Annotated in this window: 17 protein-coding genes; 11 read left to right on the forward strand and 6 right to left on the reverse strand. The window is 59.5% G+C overall.

Features of this window, described 5'->3' with window-relative positions; translation table 11 throughout:
- Positions 1–80 precede the first annotated feature (80 nt).
- Positions 81–776 (reverse strand): response regulator transcription factor, encoded by a 696-nt coding sequence (locus tag KORM41_RS12245; RefSeq protein WP_068148258.1) that lies wholly within the window; start codon positions 774–776, stop codon positions 81–83.
- A 165-nt stretch (positions 777–941) separates the two neighbouring features.
- Between KORM41_RS12245 and ribA the strand changes: the two genes are divergently transcribed.
- A complete protein-coding gene (gene ribA / locus KORM41_RS22255; protein WP_082719900.1) occupies positions 942–2036 on the forward strand; it encodes a GTP cyclohydrolase II in 1095 nt (364 codons plus the stop codon).
- The gene (locus KORM41_RS12255; protein ID WP_231727256.1) at positions 2036–2563 is read left to right on the forward strand and encodes a L,D-transpeptidase family protein; all 528 of its coding nucleotides are present in this window, start codon (positions 2036–2038) and stop codon (positions 2561–2563) included. Before ribA ends, KORM41_RS12255 begins: the two co-directional genes overlap by 1 nt.
- Here KORM41_RS12255 and KORM41_RS12260 read toward each other — a convergent pair.
- Positions 2560–3231, reverse strand: coding sequence for a YggS family pyridoxal phosphate-dependent enzyme (locus KORM41_RS12260; RefSeq protein WP_068148261.1), 672 nt, complete (start codon positions 3229–3231; stop codon positions 2560–2562). The two genes, KORM41_RS12255 and KORM41_RS12260, sit on opposite strands and share 4 nt — an antisense overlap.
- Before the next feature lie 56 nt (positions 3232–3287).
- On the opposite strand from KORM41_RS12260, the gene KORM41_RS12265 reads away from it, so the two are divergent.
- Positions 3288–3887 carry a thiamine phosphate synthase gene (locus tag KORM41_RS12265; protein ID WP_068148264.1) on the forward strand — a complete coding sequence of 200 codons (600 nt, stop codon included), beginning with the start codon at positions 3288–3290 and terminating at the stop codon, positions 3885–3887.
- On the opposite strand, the gene KORM41_RS12270 is transcribed toward KORM41_RS12265, so the two are convergent.
- Entirely contained in the window at positions 3888–4769 is an 882-nt protein-coding gene (locus tag KORM41_RS12270) for an LPS-assembly protein LptD (protein WP_068148266.1), read from the reverse strand.
- A gap of 242 nt (positions 4770–5011) precedes the next feature.
- On the opposite strand from KORM41_RS12270, the gene KORM41_RS12280 reads away from it, so the two are divergent.
- From KORM41_RS12280 to KORM41_RS12300, 5 genes are all read left to right on the forward strand, one after another.
- Complete coding sequence (locus KORM41_RS12280) at positions 5012–5443, forward strand: DUF3576 domain-containing protein (RefSeq protein ID WP_068148273.1); 432 nt, start codon at positions 5012–5014, stop codon at positions 5441–5443.
- A gap of 127 nt (positions 5444–5570) precedes the next feature.
- Positions 5571–8135 (forward strand): leucine--tRNA ligase, encoded by a 2565-nt coding sequence (gene leuS / locus KORM41_RS12285; RefSeq protein ID WP_197421098.1) that lies wholly within the window; start codon positions 5571–5573, stop codon positions 8133–8135.
- The gene (lptE, locus tag KORM41_RS12290; RefSeq protein WP_068148281.1) at positions 8135–8632 is read left to right on the forward strand and encodes an LPS assembly lipoprotein LptE; all 498 of its coding nucleotides are present in this window, start codon (positions 8135–8137) and stop codon (positions 8630–8632) included. The genes leuS and lptE overlap by 1 nt, the downstream gene beginning before the upstream one ends.
- Complete coding sequence (holA, locus tag KORM41_RS12295) at positions 8629–9648, forward strand: DNA polymerase III subunit delta (RefSeq protein WP_068148285.1); 1020 nt, start codon at positions 8629–8631, stop codon at positions 9646–9648. The genes lptE and holA overlap by 4 nt, the downstream gene beginning before the upstream one ends.
- A 2-nt stretch (positions 9649–9650) precedes the next feature.
- Positions 9651–10220 (forward strand): GDSL-type esterase/lipase family protein, encoded by a 570-nt coding sequence (locus KORM41_RS12300; protein ID WP_068148288.1) that lies wholly within the window; start codon positions 9651–9653, stop codon positions 10218–10220.
- Between the two features lie 3 nt (positions 10221–10223).
- On the opposite strand, the gene KORM41_RS12305 is transcribed toward KORM41_RS12300, so the two are convergent.
- On the reverse strand, positions 10224–11198 hold the full coding sequence (locus tag KORM41_RS12305; protein WP_068148292.1) for a GlxA family transcriptional regulator: 975 nt from the start codon (positions 11196–11198) through the stop codon (positions 10224–10226).
- A gap of 106 nt (positions 11199–11304) precedes the next feature.
- On the opposite strand from KORM41_RS12305, the gene KORM41_RS12310 reads away from it, so the two are divergent.
- Positions 11305–11982: a DJ-1/PfpI family protein gene (locus KORM41_RS12310; RefSeq protein ID WP_068148294.1), complete on the forward strand. Its 678-nt coding sequence runs from the start codon at positions 11305–11307 to the stop codon at positions 11980–11982.
- A gap of 83 nt (positions 11983–12065) precedes the next feature.
- On the opposite strand, the gene secB is transcribed toward KORM41_RS12310, so the two are convergent.
- A complete protein-coding gene (gene secB / locus KORM41_RS12315; protein WP_068148298.1) occupies positions 12066–12632 on the reverse strand; it encodes a protein-export chaperone SecB in 567 nt (188 codons plus the stop codon).
- A 128-nt stretch (positions 12633–12760) separates the two neighbouring features.
- Complete coding sequence (locus KORM41_RS12320; RefSeq protein ID WP_231727257.1) at positions 12761–13219, reverse strand: FxsA family protein; 459 nt, start codon at positions 13217–13219, stop codon at positions 12761–12763.
- Positions 13220–13345: 126 nt separating this feature from the next.
- Here KORM41_RS12320 and KORM41_RS12325 point away from each other — a divergent pair, with 126 nt between their 5' ends.
- Together KORM41_RS12325 and mltA are read left to right on the forward strand one after the other, a co-directional pair.
- Positions 13346–14011 (forward strand): Tim44/TimA family putative adaptor protein, encoded by a 666-nt coding sequence (locus tag KORM41_RS12325; RefSeq protein ID WP_068148303.1) that lies wholly within the window; start codon positions 13346–13348, stop codon positions 14009–14011.
- A 3-nt stretch (positions 14012–14014) separates the two neighbouring features.
- Entirely contained in the window at positions 14015–15217 is a 1203-nt protein-coding gene (mltA, locus tag KORM41_RS12330) for a murein transglycosylase A (RefSeq protein ID WP_068148307.1), read from the forward strand.
- Positions 15218–15219: the final 2 nt, after the last annotated feature.

Here is a 15219-nt window from a genome sequence, read left to right on the forward strand (position 1 = left end):
CTAGGTTTTCAGCGCTGTGATTGTCAAAATAAAACCCCGCTATCAGCGGGCGGGGTCTCGCCGTTTAAGATTGCCAAGCGTTAGGCTGTGAAGCCCTGCAGGCTGTAGCCGCCGGGTTCCGTCACCAATAGCCGCGCCATGCCGGGTTCATTCTCGATTTTCTGCCGCAGGCGATACACGTGGGTCTCCAGCGTGTGCGTCGTGACACCTGAATTATAGCCCCAAACTTCCGCGAGCAGTTCATCGCGCCCAACGGCGTTGCCGCCCGCGCGGTAGAGATACTTGAGGATGGAGGTTTCCTTTTCGGTCAGGCGCACTTTCTTGCCACTGTCTTTCTCTTCCAGGATTTTGCCTGAAGGGCGGAAATGATAGGGGCCGATGTCGAAGGTGGCGTCTTCGCTTTGCTCATACTGGCGGAAATGGGCGCGGATGCGCGCAAGCAGCACCGTAAAGCTGAAGGGTTTGGTGACATAGTCGTTCGCGCCGGCATCCAGTCCCAGCACCGTATCGGCGTCAGAGACATTACCGGTCAGCATGATGATCGGCACGGAAACGCCGCTCTTGCGGATGCGTTTACAGAGCTCACGGCCATCCATGTCAGGCAGGCCGACATCAAGGATAATCATATCCACTTGGTTGTCCTTGAGGAAATCAAGCGTCTCGCAGGCGGCCCCTTTCTCAACGGTTGTGAACTCGTCACACAAGGCCAGTTGGTCCGCGAGACCTTCCCGCAGATCTACATCATCGTCCACAAGCAGCAGTTTGCGAGTTGGCATTCCAAAAATCCTCCGACGCGTAAAATTATTTGCCATAGTATGCAATAACCAGCCCTATATAAGAAGTGGAAAGCAATCTTGCCATCACGCCCGGTCACAATTGTTTGATTGGCGCGCGAGGCTGTGACAAAAAGCGGCTGCTGACTTTTGGAGAATACCCGCTATATGAAGGGCATGAACACATCTGACCAATCCCTTCTGCGCCTTGAACGCGCGGCAGACGAGCTTCGGCGCGGCCAACCCGTTGTGGTGACAAGCGGCGCGCAGGCGCTTCTCGTGATGCCGCTTGAGCTTGCGAACACGCCCGCGCTTGCGCGCTTTGACCAGATGGTAACTGGCAGCTTTGTCATGCTGACCAATAACCGTGCCCTGTCACTTAAAGTGGCGGGCGAGGACTGGGCCGCCGTGCGGCTTGAGCGCCCAAGCTGGATGAAGGCGGAAGACATGGTCGCGCTTGCGGACCCAACGCTTGATCTGGCGTCGCCGCTGAAGGGCCCCTACCGGCGGGTGAACCATCCATCGACTGAACTGGATGAGGCGGCGATCAAGATGGTCAAGTGGGCGCGGCTGCTGCCTGCTGTGCTGGCCGCGGAAGTATCGGGCGCGGACGCCTTCCCGGACCAGATGGCAGTGAATGCCGACGAGATTCTGAACGCTGATTTCACGCAGGCCGCTGCGCTTCGGCAGGTGGCGTCGGCGCGGGTGCCGCTCGCGGGTGCTGAAAATACCCACCTGGTGTCCTTCCGGCCAATGGCGGGCGGGATTGAGCATATCGCGATCGTGATCGGGGAGCCAAACCGGCATGATCCGGTGCTGATGCGTATCCACAGTGAATGCTTCACCGGTGACTTGCTGGGGTCCCTCAAGTGCGATTGCGGCGAGCAGCTTCGGGGTGCGATCAAGGCGATCGAGGACGCCGGCGGCGGCGTGCTTCTCTATCTGGCGCAGGAAGGCCGGGGCATCGGTTTGATCTCGAAACTCAAGGCCTATGCGCTGCAGGATCAGGGCTATGACACGGTGGATGCCAACACGCGCCTCGGGTTCGATGTGGACGAACGCGTTTTCGCGCCGGCAGCTGAGATGCTCAAGCAGCTTGGGTTCAAGTCGGTCAGGCTGATGACCAACAACCCGGACAAGGTTGCGGGGCTGGAGCGTTTCGGCGTGACGGTCACCGAACGCGTGGCGCACAAGTTCCCAACCAATCCGCACAATGAGCAGTATCTGGCCACCAAGAAGGCCAAGACAGGTCACATCCTTTAATGACTGTCTGGCTAGTGACACCAGACAAGGACAACAGCCGCCGTGGGCGCTTGACCGGCCCTATGTTCGAGGCGCCTTGCGCGCTGGGGAAACACGGTGTGATAGCACAGGACCGGGGGCGTGAGGGCGACGGCAAGACGCCGGCGGGTACTTACCCGTTCAGGAAAGTCTTCTACCGCCCCGACCGCGAAGAACCACCGGTCACGGACTTGGCCGTCGAGGCGCTGACGCCCACCCACGGCTGGTGCGATGACGTGGAAAGCCCCCATTATAACCGGCTGGTGCGCCTGCCGTTCGGCCCATCACACGAGAAGATGTGGCGCGAGGATGCGCTTTATGACCTAGTCGTGGTCTTGGGGCATAATGACGATCCGGTGGTGCCGGGCCTTGGTAGCGCCATTTTCTTGCATGTGGCCAAGGACGGTTTCAAGCCGACGCTCGGTTGCGTCGCTGTGGAAAAGGGTGCCCTCCGCCGCTTCCTCAGGCAGGTGAAGCCGGACGACCGGATCAAGGTTGAGTTGGGTTAGCTATAATCCCGGGCACCGAAGATCGCTGTTCCTACACGAATATCTGACGCACCCATGGCGGCAGCCAAAGCGTAATCGCTGCTCATGCCCATCGACAGACGCTCAAGCCCATGTTTCTTCGCGAATTTCTTGAGAAGGCCGAAGTGCAAAGTTGGGTCATCCCCCACGGGCGGAATACACATAAGGCCCACCACATTGTGCCCTAAAGTGCGACACTCGTTGAGGAGGCTTTCAAGATCTTCGGCCAGCACGCCGCCTTTCTGGTCCTCGCGGCCGGTGTTGACCTGGAGAAAGATGGGCAGCTTGCGGCCCTGCTTGTCCATCTCTGTCGCCAGCGCCTTGGCGAGCTTCGGGCGGTCGACCGACTGGATCACGTCAAACAGCGCCACAGCGTTCGCCGCTTTGTTGGTTTGCAGGCTGCCGATCAAATGCAGTTCTACATCCGGGTAGTCGGGCTTCAGCGTGCCCCAGCGTTCTTCGGCTTCCTGCACGCGGTTTTCGCCAAACACCCGGTGGCCAGCCTCAAGCGCCGCGCGCACGCGCTCAAGGGGCTGAACCTTCGAAACCGCAATCAGCTTTGGCTGGTTCTCGTCTACGCCGACATGCTTGCACATGCGGGTGATCTCTTTTTTCACAGCATCGATATTGGCTTTGATGTCCGGCGTCATGGGCGCATGTCCTTTGGGCTTGTTGGTGCCCTGTTCCTATGGGATAGCTTAACCCCATGGTCAAGAGCGAGATTACATTAAGGGCTGAAGGCGCGGCTGCCAAGATGGTGGCGGCTTTGGGCGGCGCGCTACCAGTCTTTATCACCCATGCTGGCCGCGTGCCGGACCCGCTTGCTGTCGCCTCAGGCCTGCCTGAAGGCGCGATTGTCATTGTGCGGGACTATGACCATGCGGATCGCGCGGCCTTGGCCCGATCCCTCCGAGAAGTCACCAAAGAGCGTAGGCAGATACTGCTGATTGCAGGTGATGCTAGGCTTGCGCGCGCGGTGAATGCAGACGGCCTGCATCTGCCTGAGCATCAGCTCGTGCGTCCTCCGGTCCTGACAGGATTTTCCTTCGTGAGTGCCGCGTGCCACAGCCGGGCAGCGATGAAACGTGCGGCCGCCATCGGGGCCGACCTCGCGCTTGTGTCGCCGGTGTTTGAAACGCGCAGCCACGCCGGGGCACCCTGCCTTGGCCTGCACCGGTTCGCGCGATTGATCAAGGATGCACCGCTGCCTGTCGCGGCGCTAGGCGGCGTCAATACAGGGACGGCCAAAAAACTTAGGCCGCTAGATTTAGCGGCCTTTGCAGCGATTGACGGGTTTCTGGGTTAATTAGAAACGCAGGCGGCCACCCAGGAAGATCATCTGGGATTTTTCGCCCGCTTCCGGGTCCAGCATCAGGCGGCTGCCGTAATCATAATAGCGCACACCACCCGTGAGCCCGAGCGTGTCAGTCAGGCGGTAGCTTGCGCCTAACTCAACAGAAATGATGTTGCGGGCTTCGTTTTCAATGCCGTACAGGTCTGCGCCTTCACGGTATTCGCTCATCGACAGGCGGGCCGACCAGCTGTTGGCCTGATAGGAGAAGCCTACGTCAAAGCCAGACATATCTGGATCGAACAGGCTGGTCTGGCGGACAAGCGACGCGTCCAGGCCGAAACCGGAATAGCCGAGAGAAAAGCCAACATTATACTGGCGCTCTGCCAAGTCGCTGCTGTTGAAGGCGTTTGCCGCTGGCAGGCCCTGCATGGAAAGGCGGTAGGCGCTTTTGAGGGCAATCTCGAAACCACGATCTGTCGGGTCGTTCTTGTCTGCTCCGAAGGTCACACCGACACGACCGCCGGTACCGAAGATATCCTGGCCGTAAGAGCCGCGCACGGTGCCGTCTGGCGCCAGCAGCGAGGAGAAGTCAGGGCGGTCGGACAGGCTGCCAATGGCGGAGCCGGAGGCCGAAGGGCCTGCCTCACGCAGATAGAAGAAGCCATTGTCTTTGGATTCGGATTTGTTCCTGAGGCTCAGCTCAAGGTCCTTGATCGCGTCGCCTTTGTCAGTTTTCTGAACATCACGCAGCTTGGCCATCTGTTCAGCGATAAAGAGATCAAGGCTTTGCAGGAAACCACTCGATTCAAAACGCGTTTTTTCCTCCGCCAGCGTCGCTGTGGAGGAGGCTGAAATCATCAGCGCCGTGACGGCATATTTGATCGCGTTTTTCATAGCCTTCGCCAACTGGTACACATTAGTACGCCATAATGATATTGAATCCTTCGTTAACTTCGCAAGGGTCGAGGGCGAAAATAGGACTCCCTGTGTCCTGCTTGCCACTATTTTGACGCTTTTCGGACTGGTCAGCGCCTCTTCTGACCGCTATAACCCGCTGGAGGCCGAAAAAAGTTCGCCGGTCGCCTGGTGGCGACCAGACGGACAGGCCAGGAAAAAACGAATCCACGGGGTGTAGTATGCAAAATTTTGCCCGTACCATGATGGTACTGATGGTCAGTCTCTCACTGGGCGCTTGTTCGATGTTCGGCGGTGGCGACAAGGGTGAGGAGATGGGCCCGCGGACCACGGCAATCGGTGTGAACGGTTATCTGTGGCAGGCGGCGCTTGATACGTTGTCTTTCATGCCGTTCGACCAGGTAGAGCCATCGGGCGGTGTCATCACCACGCACTGGCATTCCACGGCTGACGCCCCCGACGAGCGGGTCAAGCTGACGGTGCGTTTCATGTCCAAGGAGCTGCGCTCGGACGGCGTGAAAGTATCGGTTGTCCGCCAGGAACGTACAGACGGCAATTGGCTGACCGTACCGGTGCAGGCCGCGACAGCGCTGCAGATTGAGGAATCGATCCTTGAGCGTGCCCGCCAATTGCGCCTTGCGGTGTCAAACTAGGTTGCACCATTTTGCAGGGTGCTCTTGCGGGCGCCCAGATAACCAGTTCGAGCCGGGCGTGAGCCCGGCTGTTTCAGTATAATAGAGGCGGGGCGAAAGCCCGGCCGGCAGTACAGAGATAAAGATCATGTCCCGCTACAACGCAAAAGCCACCGAAGCCAAATGGCAAAAAGTGTGGACCGAGTCCCAGACCTTCAAGACGGACACCGCGTCTGAAAAGCCGAAATATTATGTGCTTGAGATGTTCCCTTATCCGTCGGGCCGGGTGCATGTGGGCCATGTGCGCAACTACACCATGGGTGACGTGGTGGCACGCTACCGCCGGGCACAGGGTTATGAGGTGTTGCACCCCATGGGTTGGGACGCTTTCGGTATGCCTGCGGAAAACGCCGCGATGGAGCGCAAGGTTCACCCTGCGGACTGGACGTACGACAATATTGCCAACATGCGCGAGCAGCTGAAGCATATCGGCCTCGCCATCGATTGGGATCGCGAGATCGCCACTTGCGACCCGTCCTACTATGGCAAAGAGCAGCAGATCTTCATCGATTTCTACAAAGCCGGTCTGGTGTACCGCAAGGAAAGCTGGGTGAACTGGGACCCGGTCGATAACACGGTGCTCGCGAACGAGCAGGTGATCGACGGCAAGGGCTGGCGTTCCGGCGCGCCGGTTGAGCGCCGCAAGCTCAGCCAATGGTTCCTCAAGATCACCGATTTCGCTGACGATCTTCTTGAAGGCCTTAAGGGCCTTGAGTGCTGGCCGGACAAGGTGCGCCTGATGCAGGAAAACTGGATCGGCCGCAGCGAAGGCCTGAAGTTCGATTTTGAAATTGCCCAGACAGGCGAAAAGCTGCCGGTTTATACAACGCGACCGGACACGCTGTTTGGTGCCAGCTTCTGCGCCATCGCGGCGGACCACCCGCTGGCGGCGAAACTGTCGGAAGATAATGCAGACCTGAAAGCCTTCTGTGACGAGTGCCGCAAGACCGGCACCACCGAGGAAGCGATCGAAAAAGCCGAGAAGAAAGGCTTCGACACGGGCCTTACGGTGAAGCATCCATGTGACGACACGTGGGAACTGCCGATCTATGTGGCCAACTTCGTGCTGATGGACTATGGCACCGGCGCCATCTTCGCCTGCCCGTCGGGCGACCAGCGTGACCTTGATTTCGCCCGCAAGTACCACCTGCCTGTGGTGCCTGTGGTTCTGCCGGAAGGCGAGGATGCATCCTCGTTCGAGATCGGCACAGAGGCCTATACGGGTCCGGGCAAGATGATCAACAGCCGCTTCCTTGACGGCATGGAAGCCATGGACGCCAAGGCGCACATGATCGACCTGGCCGAAAAAGAAGGCTGGGGCGAACGCACGGTCAACTTCCGCCTGCGCGACTGGGGTGTTTCCCGCCAGCGCTATTGGGGCACGCCTATCCCGTTCGTGCACTGTGATGACTGCGGCGTGGTGCCAGTGCCAAGCGACCAGCTGCCGGTTGAGCTGCCTGAGGACGTGTCTTTCGACAAGCCGGGCAACCCGCTGGAGCATCACCCCACCTGGAAGCACACCGATTGCCCTTCATGCGGCAAGAAGGCCGTACGTGAGACGGACACGATGGACACGTTTGTCGACTCGTCCTGGTATTTCCTGCGCTTCTGCACACCGGACGCTGACGAGCCGTTCGACACGGATGTGGTCAACGAATGGCTGCCGGTGAACCAATATATTGGTGGTGTGGAGCATGCGATCCTGCACCTTCTTTATGCCCGCTTCTTCACCCGTGCGCTCAAGCATGTTGGCCGCACCAACATTGAAGAACCGTTCGAGGGCCTGTTTACGCAGGGCATGGTGAACCATGTGACCTACAAGGACAGCGATGACGAATGGGTGTTCCCTGAGCTTGTCCGCGCCCGCGAGGACGGGTCCCTGTTCCGCACCGACAACGGCCTTGAGGTGACCGAAGGCCGGGTTGAGAAAATGTCCAAGTCGAAGAAGAATGTGGTCGACCCAGACGACATTATCGACCAGTACGGCGCAGACACAGCGCGTTGGTTCGTGCTTAGTGATAGCCCGCCAGAGCGCGACCTTCTGTGGACTGAAGCAGGCATCGAAGGCGCCTGGCGTTTTGCCCAGCGTGTTTACCGCCTGGTGATGACGCCGCCGTCGGACTTTGCCGCTGTGGGTGCCGCTATCCCTGAAAGCCTGTCCGACACGGCACTGGCGCTTCGGAAAGCCACGCACAAAACCATCGAAGGCGTGACGGCAGACATTGAAAATCTTCACTTCAACAAGGCTGTGGCTCGTTTGTATGAATTCGCCAATGCCGTTGGCGGCAAATGTGTGGGCGACGGCGCGCCGGAAGCGCTTCGCGAAGCGCTGGAGACGCTTGTTCTTCTTGTGGGCCCAATGATGCCGCACCTGGCGGAAGAGCTCTGGCAAGCCCTTGGCCACAAGACGCTGGTGTCCGAAACGCCGTGGCCAAAGGCCATCAAGGCGCTGACCGTTGATGACACGGTCAAGATGGCCGTGCAGGTAAACGGCAAAGTGCGCGACACGATTGAAGTGGCCAAGGATATGGCCAAGGAAGACGTGGAAGCGCTGGCGCTCGGCCTTGAGAATGTCAAGAAATACACCGACGGCAATACCATCCGCAAAGTGATTGTGGTGCCCGGCCGTATCGTCAACATCGTGGCCAACTGATGCGCAGCCTCCTCGTCATAGCGGCAGCGCTTCTGCTGACAGGCTGCGGTTTCCGCCCGCTTTACGAGGCCGGTGGCTCCTCGCGCGCCATGCAGGCGCATCTCGCAGGGGTTGAGGTCGCGCCCATTGCCGACCGCCTTGGGCAGGTGATGCGCAACCGCCTGATGGACCGCCTGAACGCCGGCGGCACGCCCGATTACCGCCTGACTGTGACGCTGGAGCAGAGCACGCAAGGGTACGGCATCCGACCGGACGCCGCCGCCACGCAGGAGCAGCTGACGCTTGTTGCCCACGTGAGCTTCACCAAACTTGATGGTGAAGAGCTTGTGTTTGTGGAAGATATGCGCGCCCGCACGTCCTATGACCTTGTGCTGTCGGATTTTGCCACGGTGACGCAGCGCGAAGACAGCGCACGCCGTCTGGCGCTTGAGCTGGCGGAACGCATCCACCGGCGACTGGCGCTCTATTTCACCGCCAGGGAGACTGAGGGCCAGTGAAGGTAAAACCCCGCGACATACCCGCGATCCTCAAGTCGCTCGACCCGAAAATCCGGGCGGTGCTTGTGTTCGGCCGGGATGACGGGCTGGTGCGGGAACGCGCCGAAAAAATTGGCAAGCAGATTGCCGAAGACCTTTCAGACCCTTTTCAGGTAGCGCGACCCAGCCTTGCGGATATCAAGGAACATCCTTCGCTTCTCTTGGATGAGGTCTCTGCCATCTCGATGATGGGCGGCAGGCGGCTTGTACGCCTTGAAGGTGCGGGCAATGAAAGCACCGAAGCCGTGAAGCTGGTGCTGGGGTCCGATCAGGGTGATGGCCTGCTGACCATCACAGCAGGGGATCTCAAGCCCACTTCAAGCCTGCGGAAAACCATGGAAGCGGCCAAGAACGGCCTTGCCATCGCCTGCTATGAAGACAGCATGCAAGACCTCATGGGGTTGGTGCAGACAGTGCTTGCGGATGCCGGGCTCAGTGCCACACAGGATGCGGTGGCCTATCTGGTGGAAAACCTGGGCGGTGACCGGATGGTCTCGCGCGGCGAACTTGAAAAGCTGGTGCTCTACAAAGGCGCTGAAGGTGGGCAGGTAACGCTTGCGGATGCAAAGGCCTGCGTGGGCGACACGTCGGCCATGGGCCTTGGCCAGATTGCGGAAGCCGTGACGGCGGGCAACCTGACGGGCCTTGACCGCCTGATCGAACGCGCCTGGACGGAAGGCCACAGCGCGATCCCGATCCTCCGGCATCTGCAGATGCGGCTGATGCGCTTTCACCAGGCGCGCGGCATGATGGACCAGGGCATGAATGCTTCGGAAGCTGTGAACAAGCTTCGCCCGCCTGTGTTTTTTGGCGAGCGCGACCGTTTCATGGGCGAGGTCCAGCGCTGGTCCTCGCGCAAGATCGAGATGGCGCTCGATATCCTTCTTGAGGCAGAGATCGATTGCAAGACCACGGGCAACCCGGCCGACGTGATCTGTGCCCGTGCGCTCCTTCGGCTCACCAAGGCGGCGAAATAACCATGAAAATCGGATTTTTCGGCGATAGCTTCGTGGCGGGCGTGGGCGACCTAAGCGGCACGGGCTGGGTCGGTCGCTTGTGTGAGGCTGCGGGTTTAGATTATGAGGTCTTTGGCCTGGAAGGCGATACATCGGAAGGCGTCATGAACCGTTGGCAAGGCGAGGCCGAAGGGTATGGCTTTGACCGGCTGGTCTTCATGGTGGGCTCCAATGACGCGCTCCTGAACGAGCACCGCCGGGTCACCATCAATGAAGTCAACCGGTTGAAGAACGCCAAGGCCATCATGGTTGCGGCACGCGCGATGGCACCCACGCTGTTTGTCAGCGCGCTGCCGGTGGTCTCTGACGCGCCCGCGAGCGGCCGTATCGGCGACATGGCGCGCCAGATGGGCATGATCGCCCGAATTAACCGCGTCTCTTATGTGGATATCTGCGCCGATGTGGCTGCGTCAGATGTGTGGCGCAAGGAAGCCATGGCAAATGACGGCGCCCATCCGCTTGAGGGCGGCTACCAGCTTGTCGCGGACCTGATCGCGAAAAGTCCCGTGTGGCAGGAATTCCTGAAGGGTTAGGCTCTATTTCACCCCATGGAGTTTCCGGTAGGCGGTGGGGGAAAGCCCGAAGGTGCGCTCGAAAGATTGAATGAGCCGCACGGGTGTGCCGAACCCGCTTTCGCCCGCGACAGTCTTGAGCGGCAGGCCGGGGCTTTCAAGCAGCGTGCGGGCGGCTTCAAGCCGCAGCTTTTCCAAGTACCGCGCGGGCGTATCGCCCATTTCCGAGACGAACTTGCGGTGGAAGCTGCGTTCGCTCATGCCCGCCTGTTCGGCTGCGTCCGTCACGGTAATGGTGTCCTTCAGGTGCGCCTGCATCCATTCAAGGGTGCGACCAAAACTGCCTGTGGTCTTGCTCTGGCCTTCGAGCAAACTGCTGAACTGGGTCTGGCTGCCGGGCCTATGGGCATAGACCACCAGCCGCCGCGCGATCCGCATGGCAATATCGCGCCCCAGGTCCCGCTCCACCAGCGCAAGCGCCATATCGATGCCTGCGGTAACGCCCGCAGAGGTCCACAAGGGGCCGTCTTCCACATAGATGGCGTCGGCGTCGACGCGGGTGTCGGGGTAAAGCCGCTTGAGTGCACCGGTGGCTTTCCAGTGGGTGGCAACCCTTTTACCGTCCGCAAGGCCTGCTGCCGCCAGCAGGAAGGTGCCCGTGCATACAGACCCGATGCGTCGGGTCGTGGTTGCGGCTTCCCTGATCCAGTTCAGGGCATTTTCCTTTGTAGCCACACGGCGGACCTGCGCGCCCTCGCCGCCGACAACCAGCAGCGTATCGATGCCTCTTGGGCTGACGCTGACAAGCGGCGTTGCGTCCATCCTCAACCCACAGCTTGACTGCACAGCAGCGCCATCAAGGCTGGCGAGCACCGGTTCATAGGCCGGGGTTGGCAGTTCCTCATTGGCGCTTGCGAACACCTGGAACGGCCCGGTGATATCCAGCACCTGCGCGCCATCATAGGCGATAAAGACGATCTTTTTCCTGGCCGAGGTCATGGCTCGCATTCTCATGGTTGGCAGAAATCAATAATAATTTGTCATATCAGCCACTGGGTTTCAAGGGCAAGATGGCGTCACCCGATCACGACACGGAGAACAAAAAATGTCCCTCACCATTGGATTCCTGATTTACCCCAATCTGACGCAGCTTGATTTCACCGGCCCCTATGAGGTGCTGGCCCGCGTGCCGGGTGCGAGCATGCATGTGGCCGCAAAAACGCTTGACCTAGTGACGTCCGACAGCGGGCTCCAGATCCTGCCTACGGTTACGCTTGCGGATTGCCCGCAACTTGATGTGCTGGTGGTGCCTGGCGGCCCAAGCGTGGACGACTGGTATGAGGACGAAGAGATCATCGGTTTCCTGCGGGCGCAGGGGGCGACCGCAAAGTATGTCACATCCGTATGTACCGGGTCATTGATCCTGGGGGCGGCGGGGCTGCTGGACGGCTATAAGGCCACCACGCACTGGGCGGCGATGGATAACCTCGCGCCCTTCGGCGCAAGCCCCACGGAAGGTCGGGTGGTCAGGGACCGCAACCGCATCACCGGTGGTGGCGTGACCGCAGGCATTGATTTCGCTTTTTCAGTAGTGGCGGAACTGGCGGGGCCTGAGGTCGCGAAGGCGATCCAGCTGGGACTTGAATATAACCCCGAACCACCCTTTAAGGGCGGGCACCCCAGTGTGGCGGAACCGGAATTGGTGGAGGCCGTGACGGCCATGATGGCGGACCGGCTTGATCGCCGGCGACAGGCAGCACAGAGGCATGCCGTAGCGGGCTAGGTCCCCAAAAGGAAACCGGCTGTCCAGGAAACCCAAAGGGAAACCCAGACAGCCGGCCGCATTTCGGAAATTTTCCTAGCCGATTAATTAAGGTTAACCGGCGTCGGTTCTTCGCCGCCGTCAGCCGCCGAAGCAGCCTGGGCTTGTTGCGCTTCCTGTGCCGCTTGGGCACGGAAAAGCGCTTCGAAGTTGATTGGCTCCAGAAGGAGCGGCGGGAACCCGCCATCCCGGCTTGCGTCAGCGATAATGGCGCGCGCAAACGGGAACATCATGGAAGGTGCCTGGATCAGAAGGAACGGCTTCAGCGCTTCTTCAGGCACGTTACGGATGCCGTAGAGGGAGCCGTAAGCAAGCTCAACCACGAAAGCAACCTGTTCGCCACCGCCTTCAGCAGGGGCCGTTGCCTTTGCAGAGATCTTCAGCTCTACCTCATAGACTTCGTCATTCATCTTGCGAACGCCGACGTTTACATTCACGTCGATGGCTGGCTTCTGGCCGGCCAGCGCCTGCAGGCTTGCAGGGGCATTCGGGTTTTCAAAAGAAAGGTCTTTTACATACTGCGCAATAACGCCGGCCTGTGGGCCTTCTGCACCTTCAGGTGCTGGGCCGCCTACTGGCGCCTGGTCATTGCCGAATTCATTTTCTGCCATTTTTTCACTCTTTTCATTGGTGCCAGCCCCCCAAAACCAACAGGGTCGGCAAATCTGGGGCAAACGGCTAGCATGGATTTATCGATTGAACAATATGCAAATGCGCCAAAAATGGCGGATTTCCTAATTTATTGGTTGTCGGGGTGGTCCTTTTCCTTGAGGCGTGCTTTTGCCGCATCCTCTTCAGTCCGTTCTTCCCAATATTCCCCTTCGATGATGATGGTCTCATGGGGCCGTGCCTGTCCGCGCCGGACCACAAATTGCGCCATTCCAAGCTTTCCCAAGGCCAGCCGCACAGGCGGGATCAGCAGAAGCGCCCCGACAAAGTCGGTCATGAAGCCGGGGATGAACAGGAAAACCCCTGCAATTGCCAGAAAGAAGCCATGGACCAGACTGGCGCCCAAAGCCCCGCCATCCCTGGATGCCGCCTGCATTTCCTGGAACACCCTGATCCCCTGCCGCTTGACGATAGACAGGCCGACAGCTGCGGTGAGAATGCAGAGCGCGACTGTGGAAAGCGCGCCAATCTCTTCGCCGATGTCGATCAGAATGGCCAGCTCTGCCACCGGCAGGGCCAAAATTAACAAAAATATGATTAAGGGCATTTCTTGTTCTTTCTAACGATTACCCTTATCTATAAAGGAAGAGATGGTGCCCGGGTCAATAGTCGGGCAGAAATTCAGTGCATAAAAACGCTAATGAGACAGTAAAACATGGAATTAGTTATTCTTGCGGCGGTCGCGGCCTTTATTCTTCTTCGGTTGCGCTCCGAGCTTGGAAATAAAACAGGCAATGAGCCACTGCCACCGGCAGCGGGCAATATGCACGGACGCCACGATCACTCGGATGCCATGGGCGATGACAGTGCAGGCGATCGCCCTGATGTCATCATGGGCGACCAGACGGTTATTGACCTTGAGCAGAACCCGGCGCTGAGGAAGGCCTATCAGGATATCCGTCATGCGGACAGGTCTTTCGACCTGAACACCTTCATGACCGGTGCCAAGGCGGCCTATGAAATGATCTTGGAGGCCTTCTGGAAAGGCGACAAGGAGACGCTCAGGGAGTTTCTTGACGATTCCGTTTACGAGCAGTTCGCTGGCGCCGTTGACAAGCGCGAGGCAGACGGCCTGGTGGTTCATAACAAGATCCTTGATGTGACCGAGATGGATATCATCGGCGCGCAGCTGATTGACCGCACAGCGGAACTGACGGTCCATTTCCGCGCCGAGCTGATCGCTGTCACCAAAGACAAAGACGGCAATGTGGTTGAAGGCAATGTATCCGACGCTGTTGAGGTGAACGACAAATGGACCTTCGCGCGCGATACCAAGTCGCGTACGCCGATGTGGACCCTCGTGGCAACGCGGGCGGGCTAAGCCGTGGGCCGCGCGCTCAGCTATACAGTCGGGCTTTTGCTCCTGATCGCGCTGCCGCTTGCGGCAGCGTTTTTCCTTCTCTCCCATAAACCGAAGGGCCTTTTGTTCAGGCCAGTGCCATTTTCTGAACTGCCAGGCTGGGTTGCTGACGACCTCTCGCGTACGCTGCCGGCGCTATACAAAAGCTGTGACCGTATTCTTGGCTTTCCGGAAAACCGCCGCATTCCCGGTGCCCGCATTGGTGGCCACGCCCGCGACTGGGAGGCCGCGTGCCAGGATGTGTTGCTGGCAACCGATGATGCGTCGCTTAGGCATGTGCTTGAGGCGCATTTCCAGCCGCTTGAGGTGTCTGTGGGTGGCAACCCGGTTGGAGTATTCACCGGATATTATGAAACGCTGCTGCACGGAAGCGAGGTCAAGACCGCGCGCTATAGCGTGCCGCTTCACACCCGCCCGCCAGAGCTCGTGAGCGTTGACCTGGGCACCTTCCGTGCTGATCTGAAGGGGCGCCGCATTGCGGGCGAGGTGAAGGGCAACAAGCTTGTGCCTTATGCCGACCGGGCGGCGATTGCTGATGGCGCGCTTGATGGCCGCGACCTTGAACTTCTGTGGGTCGATGACCCGGTAGATGCCTTCTTCCTGCATATCCAGGGCTCTGGCCGGGTGCAGATGCCGGACGGCAGTTTACGCATGATCGGATACGCCGACCAGAACGGGCATCCTTACTATGCCATCGGTCGGACACTGATCGAAGACGGCGAAGTGGCGCGTGAAAATATGTCCATGCAGGCGATCCGCGCCTGGCTGGCGGACAACCCGGACCGCATGGACGCCCTGATGAACAAGAATGCCTCATATATTTTCTTCCGCGACTTGGGTGAAAGTGATGGGCCTTTCGGGTCTGCCGGTGTGCCGCTGACGGCGCGGCGCTCGCTGGCTGTTGACCGGCGGCACCTGCCGCTTCATGCGCCTGTTTGGCTTTCCACATCGCACCCCAACCCCCGCGGGCCTATGGCAGAGCCTGTTGCTTTCAATCATCTGATGGTGGCCCAGGATACGGGCGGCGCCATCAATGGCGAAATCCGGGGGGACGTTTTCTGGGGCTTTGGCGAAGAGGCCGAGCTGATCGCAGGGCCAATGAACAATGCGGGCCGCTATTGGCTGTTGCTGCCGAAGGCGCTCGCGGATCAGGCTGTCGGGGAATGATG

The sequence above is a fragment of the Kordiimonas lipolytica genome (assembly GCF_001550065.1).

Bases quoted from the DNA above. Each gene is read 5' to 3' on its own strand.
- ribA (WP_082719900.1), top strand. From the start codon at position 942: ATGAAGGGCATGAACACATCTGACCAATCCCTTCTGCGCCTTGAACGC.
- KORM41_RS12305 (WP_068148292.1), bottom strand. From the start codon at position 11,198: ATGACCTCGGCCAGGAAAAAGATCGTCTTTATCGCCTATGATGGCGCG.
- KORM41_RS12255 (WP_231727256.1), top strand. From the start codon at position 2,036: ATGACTGTCTGGCTAGTGACACCAGACAAGGACAACAGCCGCCGTGGG.
- KORM41_RS12245 (WP_068148258.1), bottom strand. From the start codon at position 776: ATGCCAACTCGCAAACTGCTGCTTGTGGACGATGATGTAGATCTGCGG.
- KORM41_RS12280 (WP_068148273.1), top strand. From the start codon at position 5,012: ATGCAAAATTTTGCCCGTACCATGATGGTACTGATGGTCAGTCTCTCA.
- KORM41_RS12300 (WP_068148288.1), top strand. From the start codon at position 9,651: ATGAAAATCGGATTTTTCGGCGATAGCTTCGTGGCGGGCGTGGGCGAC.
- KORM41_RS12265 (WP_068148264.1), top strand. From the start codon at position 3,288: ATGGTCAAGAGCGAGATTACATTAAGGGCTGAAGGCGCGGCTGCCAAG.
- KORM41_RS12260 (WP_068148261.1), bottom strand. From the start codon at position 3,231: ATGACGCCGGACATCAAAGCCAATATCGATGCTGTGAAAAAAGAGATC.
- KORM41_RS12325 (WP_068148303.1), top strand. From the start codon at position 13,346: ATGGAATTAGTTATTCTTGCGGCGGTCGCGGCCTTTATTCTTCTTCGG.
- KORM41_RS12310 (WP_068148294.1), top strand. From the start codon at position 11,305: ATGTCCCTCACCATTGGATTCCTGATTTACCCCAATCTGACGCAGCTT.
- leuS (WP_197421098.1), top strand. From the start codon at position 5,571: ATGTCCCGCTACAACGCAAAAGCCACCGAAGCCAAATGGCAAAAAGTG.
- lptE (WP_068148281.1), top strand. From the start codon at position 8,135: ATGCGCAGCCTCCTCGTCATAGCGGCAGCGCTTCTGCTGACAGGCTGC.
- secB (WP_068148298.1), bottom strand. From the start codon at position 12,632: ATGGCAGAAAATGAATTCGGCAATGACCAGGCGCCAGTAGGCGGCCCA.
- KORM41_RS12270 (WP_068148266.1), bottom strand. From the start codon at position 4,769: ATGAAAAACGCGATCAAATATGCCGTCACGGCGCTGATGATTTCAGCC.